Here is a 14,568-nt window from a genome sequence, read left to right as displayed (position 1 = left end):
GTGCGTGTGAGTTTGGCGGCGTGTGCGGGTGCGCGTTTCAGGATCCTGGGCGCGCACGGGCGGGTTTGCAGGGATGTGGCGCCACGTCGCGCTTAGATGCCTGAGTTGCGCGCGCGAGACACCCCCACCGCACGCACAAGGGCGCCACCCCGCACGAAGCAGGATGGCGCCCAGGAGCAGCAAGCAGCGAGCAGCCGTCAGCCCAGCTACACAGCCACAGGTTCGCGCTGGTCCACGACCGCAGCGGCGGAGGCAGCCTCTTTCTCGTCCGCACCCACGGGGCGGCGGCGCACGAAGCGCTTGAGCGCGACGAGCACGACCGCGGTCACGACGGTGCCGGAGAGGATCGCGACGGTCCACATGAGCAGGTTGCCGATCGCGAAGAACACGAAGAAGCCACCGTGCGGTGCCTGAGATGTGACCCCGGCCGCCATCGAGATGGCACCGGTCACGGCACCACCGACCATGCTGGCGGGGATGACGCGCAGCGGGTCGGCCGCAGCGAACGGGATTGCACCCTCCGAGATGAAGGAGGCGCCGAGCAGCCATGCCGCGCCGCCGTTGGTGCGCTCGACCTGCGAGAAGCCCTTGCGGTAGAGCACGGTCGAGGCGAGCGCCATCGCGAGCGGGGGCACCATTCCGGCACCCATGACGGCGGCCATGATCATCCACGGGGCGGGGTTGTCGACCGAGCCGGCCGAGAGACCCGCGACCGCGAACGCGTAGGCCACCTTGTTGACGGGGCCACCGAGGTCGAAGCACATCATGAGGCCGAGGATGACGCCGAGCAGGATCGCGCCGGAGCCGGAGAGGCCGTTGAGGAAGTCGGTCAGAGCCTTCATCAGGGAGGCGATCGGCCCGCCCAAGAACAGAAGCATCAGGCCGGAGGCGAAGATGGACGCGAAGAGCGGGATGATCACGACGGGCATCAGGCCGCGGACGAAGCGGGGCACGTCGAGCTTGCCGATGTAGTACGCGGCAGCACCGGCGAGCAGACCTCCGACGAGCCCACCGAGGAATCCGGCGTTCATGAACACGGCGATCGCACCGGCGACGAAACCGGGCGCGATACCCGGACGGTCGGCGATCGCGTAGGCGATGTACCCGGCGAGAGCTGCGACCAGGAAGCCCATCGAGGCGCCGCCGATCTGGAATGCGGCGGCACCGAGGTAGTACCACAGACCTTCGGGGGGCAGGTTCGCAAGCGAGTAGTTCTGCAGGGCGTAGACCGCGTTGTTGACGGTGTGGCCGTCGGCGGTGAGCGCGATGCCGAAGCCCGAGAGCAAGAAGCCGAGGGCGATCAGCAGACCTCCGCCGGCGACGAACGGGATCATGTACGAGACGCCGGTGAGCAGCCACGTCTTGAGCGACGACCCGAAGCCGCGACGGCCCTGCGCCATGGCGGGGCCCGAGGCGACACTTCCTGTCACACGAGCGGCACGCGGGTCGGTCGAGGCCGCGATGGCCTCCTCGACCATGGCGGTCGGCTCGTCGACTCCGCGCTTGACGGGGCCCTGCACGAGCGGCTTGCCGGCGAAGCGGCCGCGGTCGCGGACGTCCACGTCGACGGCGAAGATGACGGCGTCAGCGGCCTCGATGACCGCAGGATCCAACGGGGTCACCCGTCCGGAACCTTGCGTCTCGATCTGGAGGTCGGCGCCGAGTCGCTTTGCTGCCGCGACGAGTGCGTCGGCGGCCATGTACGTGTGGGCGATTCCGGTGGGGCAGGCGGTGACGCCGACCAATTTCACGCGGTGACCCGAGTCGGATCCTGAATTCTGACCGGCGGAGCCGGCGGCGGGAGCGATAGTGCCGGTGACTCCGCGAGCGGCGTCGACCTCGCCGCCGACCTCGGCATCGACGAGGGCGACCACGTCGGCGGGTGTGGCCGCAGCGCGCAGGGCAGCCGTGAAGTCGTCGCGGATGAGCGCCCGGGCGAGCGTCGAGAGCACGGTCATGTGGTCGGCGTCGGCGCCTTCGGGCACCGCGATCATGAAGACGATGTCGGCGTCGCCGTCCGGAGCGCCGAACGGCACCTTGCGAGCCAGGCGCGACATCGCGAGTGTCGGCTCAGAGACCGACGACGAGCGGGCATGCGGAATGGCGATACCGCCGGGCACTCCGGTGCCGACCGAGGCCTCGCGCTTGATGGCGTCGTCGGCGAGTGACTCGGCCGATCCGGCGCGACCGTCGGCGGCGACACGCGCCGCGAGGGCACGGATCACGTCGGACGAGGTCTCGCCGAGATTCTCGTCGAGACCGACAAGCTTCGTGTTGATGAGGGTGGACATGGGCTGGAGCTCCTTTGCTGCGGCTGCTGCTGTGGTGCGCTGAGGTGAGATGAAACGGCTAGGGGAGGAGGATCAGGCGCGAGTCGCGGACGCCTGCGAGAGAGACACGACGTCGATCACGTCGGGGAAGGTCTGCGCGAGAGTCGGCACGAGGCTTCCCGGCAGGGAGGCCGCGGCGGCGCCCGAGGCGACGGCCTGGGCGAGTCGGCCCGCGGGGGAGGCCCCCGCCGTCTCGGCGAGCAGGTAGCCCGCGAGGGACGAGTCGCCCGCTCCGACGGTCGACAGAGCCACGATGGTCGGGGCTGCGGCAAACCAGGCCCCGGTGCCGTCGACGAGCACGGCGCCCGCGCTTCCGAGAGTGAGCAAAACAGCGCCGACTCCGCGGGAGAGAAGGATCCGGGCACCCGCGACGGCCGCATCGCGGTCGGTCTCGTAGACGGCCGGGTCTCCTCCGACGATCTCGGCGAGCTCTTCGGCGTTGGGCTTGACGAGGTCGACCCCGACGCCGGACTCGATGAGGGCCCGGAACGGGGTTCCTGAGGAGTCGACGGCGATGCGAGGTGCGTCGGCGCCGAACGCGAGTCGCACCGAATGGACGACCCCCGCGAGGAAGTCGTCGGGCAATCCGGGAGGGAGTGAACCGGCGATAACCAACCATTCGGTGGATGCGGCGTGCTCGACGACCAGGTCGACCAGGGCGACCGCTTGGGTCGAGAGGTCGGGGCCGGGCTCGTTGATCTTGGTGGTCGTGCCATCGGGGTCGGTGATCGTGATGTTCTGGCGAACGTGGCCGTCGATCGGCAGGTTCACTGTCGGAACGCCACGGGCTCGGAGCGCGACCAGCATGGGGTCGTCGAGGGCTCCAGGCAGGATCGCGACGGTGTCGGCGCCCGAAGCGGCCAGGCCGCGCGAGACATTGACTCCCTTGCCGCCGGGCTCGTCGGTCGTGCGGAGCGACCGCTGCACCGCACCGTGCGCGAGAGGCGCAGACAGCTCGATCGTGCGGTCGAGCGAGGGATTGGGTGTGAGAGTGAGGATCATGCGACGAGCACCTCCACGTCGGCGTCGCGTAGGGCTCCGGCCAGGTCGGCCGCGGGCTCCAGGTCGGTGATGACGGTGTCGAGCTCATCGAGCCGGGCGAAGCGGCTGAGTGCCTCGACGCCGTGCTTGGTCGAGTCGACGACGGCGACGGCGCGGCGGGCGGCCCGGATGTACGCCGTCTTGACCGCCCCCTCCAACTCGTCGGGGGTGGAGAGGCCGAATCCGGCGCTGATGCCGTTGGCGCCGACGAACGCGATGTCGGGTCGGAGGCCGGTCAGCTGTTCGACCGTGGCGCTGCCGACGGCGGCGCTCGTCAGGCCGCGGACGCGACCACCGAGCAGACGAAGGTCGATGTGCTCGCTGTGCTGAAGGAGTGCGGCGATCGGCACGGCGTTCGTGATGACGGTGAGGAGAACGCCCGGAGTAGCGGGTGTCCAGCCGGTGAACTCGGCGGCGACGGCAGCGGTGGTCGTGCCGGCGTCGAGAGCGATGGAACCGACGAAGGTCGGGGGCACGAGGTGTGCGGCGAGACGCGCAATCGTCGACTTGGCGGGCGTCTGCTGGTCTTCACGCTCGGCCAGGCTTAACTCGGTGACGCTGGTGTGACCCGCGGCGACGGCTCCACCGTGCACCCTCTGGAGTGCTCCGGCCTGCTCGAGGCTGTCGAGATCGCGGCGGATCGTCTCGGTCGTGACGGCGAAGCGCTCGGCCAGATCAGAGGCGACGACGCGGCCCTCGACGCGGAGGAGCTCGGCGATCGAGTCGTGGCGTTCGACTGCATACATGGGGTGACCTCCTCGTCGCCTGGTTCTGTCTGTGCTTTCGACAGACGATAGGCCCGTTTCGCAGACAAAGCAAGATGATCGCAGAAGAAGCCACATGCCGACCAGTGCAGGCAGAGGTGGCGGGGGCGCGTTCGTCAGGAAACGAGTCGCGCGTTAGGCGCCAGCGCGCGGATCTCCCGGGGGTGCGAGCCTGGAATCCTGAATCGCGATCACGGCACCCGCGCGTAGGCTCCGCCCATGACTCGCACCCGCCCCGACGACCACTTCGTCGGACGCATCGCCGGCGTGGGGACGACCTCCGGCACGCGCATCGTCGTCGGCATGTGGCAGAGCTCGCCACTCGGGCGCCTCGTTGACGTGATGATCGAGACCAAGGCGGGGCGCAGGATCCTGCTGGCCCCTTCTCAGGAAATCGCGGACTACGTAAGCGCGACTTACACGTTCGACGAGGTCCGCGTGCAGACGGTCACCTGGGCGAAGATCGACGGTGGCCTGCGCGTCGACGCCGAGGGAGAGCTGGCGCTGACGCTCGGCGTGGGGCAGATCTCAGGCCTCGGTATGCTGCTTCGCGCCGTGCCGAGGCCGATCGCGACACGGCCCGGGTGGCTGCGGTTGATCGACCCGGTGGCCCGGATCCTCGTGCCCGGATCGGCGACAGCCGGCACTGCCGGAAGCGGCCGGCGTGAGTTCTACGGGGTCACTCTGGCGCGCCACATCACGGCGCTCTCGGGGTCGTTCGAGGGCAATGATCTGGGCACGCTCGCGCCCCTCACCCCGGCCGTGCGGTTCGGGTTCGCCTCATCGCCGGCCACCCCCACACTTGTCGACGTCACCACGACGATTCGGCACGGCTAAAGCGACGCGGTCACCCCTGCACCGGGGCAGCGGCACGGGTAGCGGGCGCGGGCGAACGCGAGTAGACAAGCCGCATGACAGTGCGGTGGGAAAGCGTCGTCGTGGATTGCCGCGACCCGAGAGCGCAGGCGGCGTGGTGGGGCGAGACGCTCGGCTGGCCGGTCGTCTACGACGAGGAAGACGAGGCGGGCATCGCGCCGCCCTTCGCCGCTGAGCACGCGCGCGACACTCCGCCGATCGAGCGCTGGCCGGAGATGACGTTCGTGCCTGTTCCTGATGGCAAGACCATCAAGAATCGCCTCCACATCGACCTCGCGCCCGGCATCGACGACTCTCAGGAGGCGGAGGTCGCAGCGCTCGTGGCCCGGGGCGCCCGCCTGGCCGACGTCGGGCAAGGCGACGACGTGACCTGGGTCGTACTCGAAGACCCGGAGGGCAACGAGTTCTGCGTGCTGTCGCCGCGGGTGTGAGGCGCGCACTTCTCAGGTGTTCAGGCGCGCTCGAGCCGTCTTCGTAGGGCGGCGTCGCGCCCGTGCGCCTCGTTTCCTGATCCGCGAACGCAGGATCCCACGGGGCCGCCTCGCAGGTCTCCGCGCGTCCGCGCTCACCCCCGCGCACGCATCAGGAACCCAGTCGCGCATCCACCGCGGGCACGGGTCGCGCCCGCACCTCCGCGCTCAGCCTCCTGAGAACTGCGCCCCCGGCCGTGGCCCCAACAACGCCCCCGGCCTCGGGCCCACCGTGAAGGCGAACTCCGCGACGCCGTCCACGCCGCCCGTCACGACGTCGCCCGGAAGGAGCGGGCCGACCCCGGCCGGTGTCCCGGTGAAGATCAGGTCGCCCGGTGCCAACTCCCACGCCCGCGAGGCCGCTGCGATCACGTCGGCGACCGGCCAGATCATGTCGGCCAGATCGCCCTCCTGAGCGGTGTGCCCGTTCACGGCGAGCCAGATTCGTCCGCCACCCGGTACCGCGACGTCGACACGGCTCGCCGGGACGATCTCCGACATCGGCGCCGATGCGTCGAAGCCCTTAGCGACGTCCCACGGCCGGCGGGCGTCTTTCGCCTGCTGCTGCAGATCGCGGCGCGTGAGATCCACTCCGACGGCGTACCCGAAGACTTGGTCGAGCGCATCGACCGATCGGATATCGCTTCCTCCACGGCCGAGCGCGACAACCAGCTCCACCTCGAATTCGAGTCGGTCAGTCTGCGTCGGGTAGGGGACCACTCCGTCGGCGGCAACCGCGGCATGCCCGGGCTTGGCGAAGAAGAAGGGAGGTTCGCGTGTCGGGTCGCTCCCCATCTCACGGGCGTGGTCGGCATAGTTGCGACCGACGCAGAGGATGTGACGGACTGGCAGGAGGTCGTCGGATCCTGAAATCCGAACGGACGGCTGGGCGGCCGGATCGAAAACGTAGGTCTGCATGAGGGAGCCTTCGCTACGACAGAGTCCTGATCGGCGAACCCGCCACGAACGCCAGCACGTCGTCGACGGCCTCCGAGTAGAACACCTCGTACACCTCGCGAGTGACATAGCCGAGGTGAGGCAGGAGCAAGACGTTCGACAGCTTGCGGAGCGGGTCTTTGAGGGGGAGCGGTTCGACATCGAACACGTCGAGCGCGGCGCCCTGCAGCGTGTCGACCATGAGCGCCATCATGAGGGCCTCGGCGTCGACGATCGGCCCCCGCGACGTGTTGATCAGGAACGCCGTCTCTTTCATCTCGGCGAGCTGGTCGGCCGAGACGAGGCCCCGGGTCTCGTCGGTGAGGGGAACGTGCACCGAGAGGAAGTCGGAATCGGTGAACAACTTCTCGAAGGTCACCGCGGATGCACCGCCCTCGGAGGCGCGCTCGTTGGTGAGGCTCGGGCTCCAGGCGATGATCGTCATACGGAAGGCGGTGGCGAGTTCGGCCAGCCATCGGGCCTGTTTGCCGAAGCCGAGGAGCCCCAGCGTCTTGCCCTCGAGTCGCGTGCCGATGGTGTGCTGCCATCCGTCGGCGTGCAGCGCGGCGTCTTCGGCGACGATGTTGCGGGCCAGGGCGATCATCATGCCGATGGTGAGTTCGGCGACCTCGCGCCCGGATCCCCCGGTGCCCGAGACGACGATGCCCTGGGCCTTCGCCGCTTCGACGTCGATCGCGGCGTTCGCCATTCCCGTGGTCACCAGAAGGCGCAGTTGTGGCAGTTGCTCGAGGGTCTCGCGCGAGAGGGCGGTGCGCTCTCGCATTGCTACCACGACCGCGCTGGATCGCAGGCGCTCGATGAGCTCGTCACCCTCGAGATGCTCCGTCACCACGTCGATGTCGTAGTGGTCGCGGACCGCGCTCCAGTCGGCCGACTCGAGAGCAACCCCCTGGTAGTCGTCGAGGATCGTCAGGGTCTCGGGCATGACTCCACGATATCGGCTGATCCCTCGTGCGGCCGATGGCGGTAATTACCTGACTTCAGGATCCGCGGGAACGTTCTGCCCCTTCCGCGCGTTGTCTCCCGCATGACTCCTCGCCTTTCCATCCTCGACCTCGCTCCCATCGCCCCGGGTGAAACCGTGGCGGAAAGCTTTGCCAACAGTGTCGCTCTGGCGCAGGCCGCCGAAGCGACCGGCTACGAGCGCGTCTGGTACGCCGAGCACCACAACATGCCCACGATCGCCTCCAGCGCGACGTCGGTGCTTATCGGCCACGTTGCAGGAAAAACCTCGACGATCCGACTCGGCTCGGGCGGCATCATGCTGCCGAACCACGCGCCGTTGAGCATCGCCGAGCAGTTCGGCACCCTCGCGTCGCTCTACCCGGGCCGCATCGACCTGGGTCTCGGTCGCGCGCCGGGCAGCGATCAGGCCACCATGCGTGCCATGCGGCGCGACCCGATGTCGGCGGAGTCCTTTCCGCAGGACGTCCTCGAACTGCAGGCGTACCTGAGTGGCGAGTCGCGTATTGCCGGAGTCTCAGCGACCCCCGGCGCCGGGACGAACGTGCCGCTGTACATCCTCGGATCCTCGCTTTTCGGAGCGCAGCTGGCCGCCGCCTACGGGCTTCCCTACGCCAACGCTTCCCACTTCGCACCCGACTCGCTGCACGAGGCCGTGGCGTTCTACCGCCGCGAGTTCACGCCGTCGGCCCAGCTCGCCGAGCCCTACGTGATCGCCGGGGTCAACGTCGTCGCGGCCGAGTCGCACGACGAGGCGCAGGCGCAGTTCGACTCGACGCGTCGCACCCGCGTGCGCGGAATGATCTCGCGCGGCGCCGCATCGCCGGAGTACACCGACGAGCAGATCGACATCTTCCTGACCACGCCGAACGGTCGGCAGATCGCGAACATGATGAAGTACGCCGCGGTGGGAACGCCCACGGAGGTTGGAGACTACCTGCGCAACTTCGCGGAGGAGGCTCAGGCCGACGAGCTCATCATCGCGCACCAGTCGCCGCAGATCGCCGACCGGCTGGCCTCGGTGGAGCTCACTGCGGGAGCGATGCAGGCGGTCTCCGTCTAAGCGGGGTAGGCGCGCGCACATCAGGAAGATGAGCGCGGCGTGGGCGCGGATCCCTGGGGTCTGGCTTCCGGGCTCGCCTGCATGCCTGAGTTGTGAGCGCCCGCGGCGCCGTGCCTGGCAGGACGCCGGGCAGGGCAGGCGTGCGTTGGTCGCGCGCACATCAGGAAGATGGGCGCGGCGTGAGCGCGGATCCTGGGGTCTGAGTCCCGTGCGTGCCTAGATGCCTGAGTTGCGACCGCCCGCAGCCGGCGGCAGCCGCTCAGGCCAGCGCCCGAGCCTCCGCACCCCAGCCGAGCTCGAGCCCGATGGCCCGCACAGCTTCGAGGAGGCGCGCGTTGAAGTCCACGCCCAACTGGTTGGGCACAGTCACGAGCACCGTATCCGCGGCAGCGACCGCGGCGTCGGAGGCCAGCGAGGCCACGAGATCCTCGGGCTCGCCGATGTACGAGCGACCGAAGCGAGCGAGCGTGGTCGCGTCGAGGTGGCCGACCTGATCCTGCGCATCGACCTGGGCTCGCAGCCCGAAGTAGTGGCGCGACTCGTCGTCGATCAGGGGCACGATGCTCCGTGACACCGATACGCGGGGTTCGCGTTGCCAGCCCGCTGCCGCCCAGGCCGTCCGGTAGAGGGCGATCTGCTCCGCCTGGAGTTCGTCGAAGGGCACTCCGGTGTCTTCGGTGAGCAGCGTCGAACTCTGCAGGTTCACTCCCTGCGCGGCTGCCCATTCGGCGGTTGCACGGGTGCCCGAGCCCCACCAGATGCGGTCGCCCAAGCCGGGAGACTGCGGCAGGATCGGCAGGTATCCCGTCGACCCGGTCATTGCCGGATTCGCCGGTGCGACTCCGGCGCCGTCGATCGCCTCGAGAAAGTCGGAGAGGTGCTCGCGGGCCATATCGGCGTCGGTCTGAGCGTCACCGGGCGTGTGGCCGAACGATTCGTAGCCGGCCAGAGAGGTCTCGGGTGATCCGCGGCTCACGCCGAGCTGCAGACGGCCTCCTGAAATGAGGTCGGTCGTCGCTGCCTCTTCGGCCATGTACAGCGGGTTCTCGTAGCGCATGTCGATCACGCCGGTGCCGAGTTCGATGCGCGAGGTGCGAGCGGCCATGGCGGCGAGCAACGGGAACGGCGCCGCGAGCTGGCGGGCGAAGTGGTGCACGCGAACGGAGGCGTTGTCGATGCCGATCTCTTCGGCGGCGACGGCGAGCTCGATCGTCTGCGTCAACACATCGGACGCGGTGCGCACTCGCGACCCGGGCACGTCCTGATAGTGCCCGAACGACAGGAATCCGATTCGCTTCATACCGCTGCAACTCGCGCTGGCACAGGAGCATTCCCTATGCGTACGTATCGAAGCGAGTGACGGTGGGCGGATCCTGACGAAAGGGCTGGGGGACCGCAGCCTGCAAAGCCAACGAAGGCGCTCCCGCGGGCCCTCGCCCCGCACTGCACGGCCCCTGGCTGCGCGCCGCTCAGGAACCCGGGCGCCGCTAGCACCAGCGCCGCAGCCGCTCGGCGCGAGCCCTGCAGTAGTCCTGACGGGCGAGCGGCCGCGGTGGTGGGGCGGCGCCAGGGCCCGCGCGAGCGCCCGGCCGTGCTCTCGCCCTCGTGGGGCGGATCCTGCGCGTCTATTAGGAATCAAGCCCCGCCACTCGCCAAGTCGCCTGCTCGCTCCTGTGAGCTGGGCCTGCCTGCCTGAAAAGTGCCCCCAGCGCCGCGAACCCGCCGACGGAGCCCCGCCCACGGAGGCGCGCCCCTATCGCGCCTCCACCGCCTCATACGCCTGCCACATCGCCGCGTACCGGCCGCCGGCGGCAATGAGCTCGTCGTGCGAACCCACCTCCGCGAGGCGTCCGCCCGACAGCACCCCGATGCGATCCGCGGCCCGCGCCGTCTGGAGCCGGTGCGCGATCACGATCGTCGTGCGCCCCGACGCCACGCGCTGCATGGCCCGCGTCACGTGCGCCTCCGTGAGCAGATCGAGGTTCGACGTCGCCTCGTCGAGCAGCAGCACCGCCGGGTCGACCAGCTCGGCTCGGGCCAGGGCGATCAGCTGCTTGTGGCCCGCCGCCAGTGATCGTCCACGCTCGGTCAGGCGGTGGTCGTAGCCGCCGGGAAGGTCGCGCACGAACTCGTCCGCTCCGACCGCGGTCGCCGCCGCGATCACTTCGTCGCGCGTGGCGTCGACCCGGCCGAACGCGATGTTGTCGTGCACCGTTCCACTGAACAGGAACGCCTCCTGCGGCACGTAGCCGAGCTGGGTGCGGAAGGCATGCAGGTCGAGGTCGCGCAGATCGTACCCGTCGATCGTCACGGCCCCCTCGTCGGGGTCGTAGAAGCGAGCGAGCAGCTTCATGATCGTCGACTTGCCGGCGCCTGTCTCGCCGACCAGCGCGACGGTTTCACCCGCGGCGATGTCGAGCGTGATGCCGTGGATCGCCTCGGGCGGCTTGACCCGGATCGGCCCGGTCGCCATCAGAGAACGAGGATCCGCGGGCCCCCGCCGCTCGACCACCCGCTCCGCCGCCTGCGGGTACGAGAACCGCACCCCGTCCAGCCGGAGCGCTCCCGTGAGGCGGCCCGGCGTCACGGCGGCCTCGCGCTCCGGGGTCAGCGTGTCGAGCGCCATCAGACCGCCGATGCGCGCGACCGACACACGCGTCTGCTGCCAGGCGTCGAAGACCTGCGACAGCTGCTGGATTGGCGAGAAGAACATCGTGATGTAGAGCAGGAACGCGATGAGGTCGCCGGGGGTCAGCCGACCGTCGGCGATCAGGACGGCCCCCACACCGAGCACGATCACGTCGGCGACGCCCGATAAGAACTGCACGAAGGGGAAGTAGAGGGCGACCAGGCGCTGCGCGGCCATCCTCGACTCCAAGAACCTCCGCCCGAGCGCATGGAAGCGCGTGACCGTGGCGGCCTCGTGCACGAACGCCTGCGACTCACGAATGCCCGACAGGCTCTCCTGGAAGTCGGCGTTGACGATGGCGATGCGCTCGCGGGCCACGTCGTAGAGCTTCGTCGACCGCGAACGGAACACCACCGTCGCGGCGGCCAGCGGAACGACGACGCTGAGGGTGACGAGGCCGAGCTCGGCGTCGATCAGCACGAGCGCGACGCCGACGCCGACGAAGGTGACGATCGAGACCAGGGCGGAGAGCAGTCCGTTCTGAATGAGCCCTTCGAACTGATCGACGTCGGTCGTCATCCGCGTCATCACGCGACCGGCCATCTCGCGTTCGTAGAAGTCGAGAGACAGTCGCTGCAGCTGCGCGAAGATGCGCACGCGCAGGCTGAGCATGATGCGCTGCGCGGCGCGACCACTGACCAGCGTCTGGGCCATCCCGTTGGCGAGATCGGCGAGAGTCACGACGAGGAACGCGCCGGCTGCGACGAACAGTACCGTCTCGGATCCTTGCTGAACCCCCGAGTCGATCCCGGTCTTGACCAGGTACGGCCCGATCAGCCCCGCGATTGCGTCGAGAATGACGAAGACGAGCGCCAGCAGCAGCGGCTTGCGGAACTCCCGCAGCAGCGTGCCGAGCGAGAACGATCGATCTTGGAGGGTCTCGCGTTCGAGGTCGAGGGTCGGCACGTCGCGGAGCGGGCCGAGCGCCTTCACCTTGGCGAGCAACTCCGGTGTGGCCTGGCCGAACGTGTTCAAATCGGCGCCTGCCGCCGCCCGAGACGCCGACTTGGGCACGCTCGCGGCCGGGACGCCGGCGGCCGCAGTAGCGCCAGCACCAACACCACCAGCAGCAGCTGACCCGGCCCCGGCCGCAACGCCAGCGAGCGCGTCGATCTCGTCGTCGTCGTCCCCGAGCCCGCTGATCAGGGCCCGGTACAGCGCGCTCGACTCCTGCAGCTCGTCGTGCGTGCCCTCGGCCGCGACCCGCCCGTGCTCGAGCACGACGATCCGGTCGGCCAGATGCAGCGTCGACTCGCGGTGGGCGATGAGCAGCACCGTTCGCCCGGTGAGCTCGTCGCGCAGCGCGTCGTGGATGGACTGCTCGGTGGTCGCGTCGATCGCGCTGGTCGCGTCGTCGAGAATCAGAATCCGAGGATCCGCCACCACCGCCCTCGCCAACGCGATCCTTTGGCGCTGACCGCCAGAAAGGCTCAGCCCGCGCTCGCCGACGACGGTGTCGTATCCGCGCGGCAACTCGTCGATGAATCCTGCGGCGTGAGCGACCTCCGCCGCATGACGGATCTCGGCGTCGCTCGCCTCCGGCTTCCCGTAGGCGATGTTCGCCCGGATCGTGTCAGAAAACAGGAAGCTCTCTTCGAAGACCATGCCGATCGACGAGCGGAGCGACGCCAGCGAGACGGTGCGGACGTCGTGGCCGTCGACGCTCACGGCGCCGGACTCGGGGTCGTGGAACCGGGCGACGAGCGACGCCACCGTCGACTTGCCGCTGCCACTCGGGCCGACGAGCGCGACGCGTTCGCCGGCACGGAGGTGCAGCGAGAAGTCGTCCAGGGCTGGGCGCCCGGACTGGTACGAGAACGTGACACCGCTGAAGGCGATGTCGCCGGTGACGGGGGTGAGGTCTGTCGGATCCTCGGGATCGGTGATCGTCGGCTCGCGGTCGAGGAGCTGGAAGATGCGCTCGATGCCCACCTGCGCCTGCTGACCGATCGCGAGCACGCCCGCGAGCTGCCTCGCTGGAGCCATGAGGGCGGCGATGTACGAGGTGAAGGCGAGGAACGTGCCAATCGTCAGCTGGCCCTGAAGGGCCAGCCAGCCGCCGAGCGCCAAGATCGCGACCTGGGCGAGCGTCGGAATCGCCTCGAGCACCGGCTGGAACCGGGATTGGATGCGCACCGACCACATCTGGGCCCCGTAGACACCGGTCGCGACGCGCGACATCGTCTCGACCTCGTGCTTCTCGCGACCGAACGCCTTGACGACGCGCACCCCGCCGACCGCCTCGTCGACGATCTGGGCGACTTCGCCCTCGCGCTGCTGGGCGTCCCAGGTGGCGGGGAGCACCTTGGCGCGCATGCGGTAGCCGACGATCACGAGCGCCGGAAGCATCACCAGGCTGATCACGGCCAGCAGCGGCGACAGCGTGAACATCACGACGAGCGACAGCACCATCAGCATGACGTTCCCGCTCATGATCGGAAGCATCATCAGGAGGCTCTGCACGAGGGCGGCATCTCCGTTGGCGCGGCTGACGAGCTGACCCGTCGACATGCGGTCGAGCGACGCCTGGTCGAGGCGCTGCAGGTGATCGTGCATATCGTTGCGCAGGTCATTCTGCACCTCGAGCGCGACCTTGCCACCCCGATAGCGCCGCAGATACGTGAAGAAGAACGTTGCGAGCGCGAGCGCGAGCATCAGCGCGAGCCACGGGCCGAGCGGCGAGGTCTTCTCGACGATGACGCCGTCGACGATCTCGCGGGCGACGAGCGGCACCAGCACCTGACAGAGGCTTCCGAGCACGGCGGCTGCCAGCGAGATGACGAGGCTCCTGCGGTGACGGAGGAGGTAACGCCAGAGGCGGTGGATCCAGTTCTCCGGGGGTTGGGGGGTTGTGGCGGGCGGGGTCGTCGGGGCGCTTGCGTTCGCTGGGGTGCTCATGCGTTCTCTTTCGTGCGGCGCTCTTCGATGGCCAGATCGACGGCATCGCCCAGCGAGGCCAGGGCGGCGATCAGGGCCTCGGGTGCGTCGGCCCGGTCGGCCAGCAGTTCGAGCTGGCGGGCCATCCGCCCCTCCATCCGCTCGAACACCTCGCGGCCGTCGTCGGTCAGCGCCAGCGAGCTCGCGCGGGCGTCGCCCACCACGGCGTCTCTGCGGATCAGGCCCCGCCGGTGCAACGAGTCGACCGTTGCGCTGATCGCGGGTTTGCCGATCTCGAGGCGCTGCGACAGGCGGGACGCGCGCTCCTCCCCGCCGTCGATCGTGGCGAGCACGCGGTAGTCGGCGAAGCTGAGGTCGTCGCTCGCGCGCTCCACGATGCGGGAGGCCCGGGCCAGAGCGCGGACTGCCCGGACGAGATCGGTGGGCCCGGCTGGGGTAGCGGCTGCGGGGGAGGTAGTGGGAGGAAGCACGCGCTCACTCTACGCCGATGGTTCGGGTGGCGAACTATCTCGGTGTG

General features: G+C 69.3%; 11 protein-coding genes. 3 read left to right on the top strand and 8 right to left on the bottom strand.

What is annotated here, in order from left to right; genetic code table 11:
• Positions 1-206 precede the first annotated feature (206 nt).
• From VH571_RS01300 to VH571_RS01290, 3 genes are all read right to left on the bottom strand, one after another.
• On the bottom strand, positions 207-2,291 hold the full coding sequence (locus VH571_RS01300) for a PTS fructose transporter subunit IIABC (RefSeq protein ID WP_423262948.1): 2,085 nt from the start codon (positions 2,289-2,291) through the stop codon (positions 207-209).
• A 72-nt stretch (positions 2,292-2,363) separates the two neighbouring features.
• Positions 2,364-3,332 carry a 1-phosphofructokinase family hexose kinase gene (locus VH571_RS01295; RefSeq protein WP_423262946.1) on the bottom strand — a complete coding sequence of 323 codons (969 nt, stop codon included), beginning with the start codon at positions 3,330-3,332 and terminating at the stop codon, positions 2,364-2,366.
• Positions 3,329-4,117, bottom strand: coding sequence for a DeoR/GlpR family DNA-binding transcription regulator (locus VH571_RS01290; protein ID WP_423262945.1), 789 nt, complete (start codon positions 4,115-4,117; stop codon positions 3,329-3,331). The genes VH571_RS01295 and VH571_RS01290 overlap by 4 nt, the downstream gene beginning before the upstream one ends.
• A gap of 237 nt (positions 4,118-4,354) precedes the next feature.
• Between VH571_RS01290 and VH571_RS01285 the strand changes: the two genes are divergently transcribed.
• Both VH571_RS01285 and VH571_RS01280 read left to right on the top strand, forming a co-directional pair.
• Positions 4,355-4,972 (top strand): hypothetical protein, encoded by a 618-nt coding sequence (locus tag VH571_RS01285; RefSeq protein ID WP_423262944.1) that lies wholly within the window; start codon positions 4,355-4,357, stop codon positions 4,970-4,972.
• A gap of 74 nt (positions 4,973-5,046) precedes the next feature.
• Positions 5,047-5,442: a VOC family protein gene (locus VH571_RS01280; protein ID WP_423262942.1), complete on the top strand. Its 396-nt coding sequence runs from the start codon at positions 5,047-5,049 to the stop codon at positions 5,440-5,442.
• Between the two features lie 207 nt (positions 5,443-5,649).
• Here the strand turns inward: VH571_RS01280 and VH571_RS01275 are convergent, their stop codons facing one another.
• Together VH571_RS01275 and VH571_RS01270 are read right to left on the bottom strand one after the other, a co-directional pair.
• A complete protein-coding gene (locus VH571_RS01275; protein WP_423262941.1) occupies positions 5,650-6,399 on the bottom strand; it encodes a fumarylacetoacetate hydrolase family protein in 750 nt (249 codons plus the stop codon).
• 13 nt (positions 6,400-6,412) lie between these two features.
• Positions 6,413-7,363, bottom strand: a complete 951-nt coding sequence (locus VH571_RS01270; protein WP_423262940.1) for a D-2-hydroxyacid dehydrogenase family protein — start codon at positions 7,361-7,363, stop codon at positions 6,413-6,415.
• A 102-nt stretch (positions 7,364-7,465) separates the two neighbouring features.
• Between VH571_RS01270 and VH571_RS01265 the strand changes: the two genes are divergently transcribed.
• Positions 7,466-8,464 (top strand): LLM class flavin-dependent oxidoreductase, encoded by a 999-nt coding sequence (locus VH571_RS01265; RefSeq protein ID WP_423262939.1) that lies wholly within the window; start codon positions 7,466-7,468, stop codon positions 8,462-8,464.
• Positions 8,465-8,723: 259 nt separating this feature from the next.
• Here VH571_RS01265 and VH571_RS01260 read toward each other — a convergent pair whose 3' ends face one another.
• From VH571_RS01260 to VH571_RS01250, 3 genes are all read right to left on the bottom strand, one after another.
• The gene (locus tag VH571_RS01260) at positions 8,724-9,764 is read right to left on the bottom strand and encodes an LLM class flavin-dependent oxidoreductase (RefSeq protein ID WP_423262938.1); all 1,041 of its coding nucleotides are present in this window, start codon (positions 9,762-9,764) and stop codon (positions 8,724-8,726) included.
• 453 nt (positions 9,765-10,217) lie between these two features.
• Entirely contained in the window at positions 10,218-14,051 is a 3,834-nt protein-coding gene (locus VH571_RS01255; protein ID WP_423262937.1) for an ABC transporter ATP-binding protein, read from the bottom strand.
• Positions 14,048-14,521: a MarR family winged helix-turn-helix transcriptional regulator gene (locus VH571_RS01250; protein WP_423262936.1), complete on the bottom strand. Its 474-nt coding sequence runs from the start codon at positions 14,519-14,521 to the stop codon at positions 14,048-14,050. Before VH571_RS01250 ends, VH571_RS01255 begins: the two co-directional genes overlap by 4 nt.
• Between the last annotated feature and the right edge of the window lie 47 nt (positions 14,522-14,568).

The organism is Frondihabitans sp. 4ASC-45 (genome assembly GCF_049472575.1).
Taxonomy (GTDB): Bacteria; Actinomycetota; Actinomycetes; order Actinomycetales; family Microbacteriaceae; genus Frondihabitans.
This window is presented reverse-complemented; position numbering and strand designations above follow the sequence as displayed.